The organism is Nocardioides alkalitolerans DSM 16699 (assembly GCF_000426525.1).
In the GTDB taxonomy this organism is placed as follows: Bacteria; Actinomycetota; Actinomycetes; order Propionibacteriales; family Nocardioidaceae; genus Nocardioides; species Nocardioides alkalitolerans.
Genome location: NZ_AUFN01000006.1, coordinates 1 through 1,546, shown reverse-complemented (window position 1 = coordinate 1,546; position 1,546 = coordinate 1). Strand labels below are relative to the sequence as shown.

The 1,546-nt window shown below is 55.5% G+C and carries 1 rRNA gene; it reads right to left on the bottom strand.

Features of this window, described 5'->3' with window-relative positions:
- Positions 1–22: 22 nt before the first annotated feature.
- Positions 23–1,546, bottom strand: a 23S ribosomal RNA gene (locus K329_RS31380); the annotation flags it as partial.

The window sequence follows — 1,546 nt, the reverse complement described above, 5'->3', positions numbered from 1 at the left end:
CTCTTTGTAGTGATGTGGCTTGTATGACAAGCCCTCGGCCTATTAGTACCGGTCGGCTAGGCATTACTGCTGTACACCTCCGGCCTATCAACCCAGTCGTCTACTGGGGGCCTTAACCACTCTCGTGGTGGGAAACCTCATCTTGAAACGTGCTTCCCGCTTAGATGCATTCAGCGGTTATCACTTCCGAACGTAGCTAACCAGCCGTGCCCCTGGCGGGACAACTGGCACACCAGAGGTTCGTCCATCCCGGTCCTCTCGTACTAGGGACAGCCTTTCTCAAGTTTCCTACGCGCGCGGCGGATAGGGACCGAACTGTCTCACGACGTTCTAAACCCAGCTCGCGTGCCGCTTTAATGGGCGAACAGCCCAACCCTTGGGACCTACTCCAGCCCCAGGATGCGACGAGCCGACATCGAGGTGCCAAACCATCCCGTCGATATGGACTCTTGGGGAAGATCAGCCTGTTATCCCCGGGGTACCTTTTATCCGTTGAGCGACGCCGCTTCCACATGCCAGCGCCGGATCACTAGTTCCGACTTTCGTCCCTGCTCGACATGTCTGTCTCACAGTCAAGCTCCCTTGTGCACTTACACTCAACACCTGATTGCCAACCAGGCTGAGGGAACCTTTGAGCGCCTCCGTTACATTTTAGGAGGCAACCGCCCCAGTTAAACTACCCATCAGGCACTGTCCCTGATCCAGATAATGGACCTAGGTTAGACATCTAGTACGACCAGAGTGGTATTTCAACGATGACTCCACCCCAACTGGCGTCGAGGTTTCACAGTCTCCCACCTATCCTACACAAGCCGAACCAAACACCAATACCAAACTATAGTAAAGGTCCCGGGGTCTTTCCGTCCTGCCGCGCGTAACGAGCATCTTTACTCGTAGTGCAATTTCGCCGAGTCCACGGTTGAGACAGCGCCCAAGTCGTTACTCCATTCGTGCAGGTCGGAACTTACCCGACAAGGAATTTCGCTACCTTAGGATGGTTATAGTTACCACCGCCGTTTACTGGGGCTTAAGTTCTGAGCTTCGACACCAAAGTGTCTAACCCGTCCCCTTAACCTTCCAGCACCGGGCAGGAGTCAGTCCGTATACATCGTCTTACAACTTCGCACGGACCTGTGTTTTTAATAAACAGTCGCTTGGGCCTGGTCTCTGCGGCCATCACCGCTACCGCCAGCAAGTGGCGTCACGGATCCGGCCCCCCTTCTCCCGAAGTTACGGGGGCATTTTGCCGAGTTCCTTAACCATGGTTTGCTCGATCGCCTTGGTATTCTCTACCTGATCACCTGAGTCGGTTTGGGGTACGGGCGGCTCATAGCTCGCTAGAGGTTTTTCTCGGCAGCATAGGATCATCGGCTTCCCCCAAACGGGGTCCCCATCAAGTCTCAGGCACATGCGACGCGGATTTGCCTACGTCACGCCCTACACTCTTAGCCACGGACTACCATCGCCGTGGTCCGACTACCTTCCTGCGTCACCCCATCGCTTGACTACTACTGATTCGGGTCCCACGCTACGCACCCCAGCCCAT